1 protein-coding gene is annotated in these 1,065 nt (G+C 31.5%); it reads left to right on the top strand.

Annotated features, from left to right (window positions below; translation table 11 throughout):
* Positions 1-110 precede the first annotated feature (110 nt).
* A complete protein-coding gene (locus tag ACRCYC_RS00090) occupies positions 111-953 on the top strand; it encodes a hypothetical protein (protein WP_438617159.1) in 843 nt (280 codons plus the stop codon).
* Positions 954-1,065 lie beyond the last annotated feature (112 nt).

Genomic DNA, 1,065 nt, shown 5'->3' with positions numbered 1-1,065 from the left:
TTCTTTTTTTTATTTTAAAAAATAAATAACCATTGAGAAAGGGTAATTGTGATACAATAAAAAGGGTTTAAATGGGTTTAAAATGAAAAGTAGAAATTAAGGGAGAATGCATGAAAAGAACAACGGGATTATTATTTTTACTATCACAACTGGTTTTAGCACAGGAGTATTGGAATGGAATTCCATATCCTATGAATCGTTGGGGTGTATCGGGATTAGGAGTAACTCAAACAGAGGCTGGGAAAATAAGCAACATTGATATAAACATAAAAAAAATTCCCATTGGAAACAATGAGGTAGATTTGGAAATTGTAAATCCAGATTCTATAGAAGTAAAAGCTAAAGTTAAAGGAATTAAGGTTGATTACTTTGTATTGCCATTTTTGTCTGTCTATGGAATTTATGGACAATTAGAAGCGAATGTAGATATGAGAGCTGGAAACCCTAAAATAGGAATACCAGGAACAGGAAATAATTTTATAGATGGAATAATAGGTGGCTACGAAGATAAAATAAACAACCATTTAGAAAAAATAAAATTAAACGGGAAGTTTAAAACAGAGGGAGATATTTATGGTATAGGAGGTATTTTAGCTGGAGAATATAGAAATATTTTTGGAATGGTTCAGTATACTTATAGTGAGATTCATATGAAAGATGGATTGGCTAAGAAAAAAGCTGAAATGGCCAATGCCAGATTAGGTTATAGCTTTAAACCAAAAGATACATTTATAACTAATATAACATCATATTTTGGAGGAGCTTATCAGCTTATGGGAACACAAGTTAAGGCTGGAATTGGAGATTTAAATGCAACTATAGATTTAGAATTAGATGAAATATCTCCAGCAGCAGGGGTATTTATTCAGCTGAGAAATAATATAACTCTAATGGTAGAAACTACGTGGGGAACTAGAGATTCCATTGCCATAGATTTAGGATATAGATTTTAATAGAAAAAAGATTTAATAGCAAGCCCTAGTATAAACTGTCAAAGGATGGTGATAAAATGCTAGGGCTTGTTTGTATGTTAGATGGAAAAGGCATGAAAAAGGGTGTTAATGC

Source organism: Paraclostridium sp., from assembly GCF_051657365.1.
In the GTDB taxonomy this organism is placed as follows: domain Bacteria; phylum Bacillota; class Clostridia; order Peptostreptococcales; family Peptostreptococcaceae; genus Paraclostridium.
This window is presented reverse-complemented; position numbering and strand designations above follow the sequence as displayed.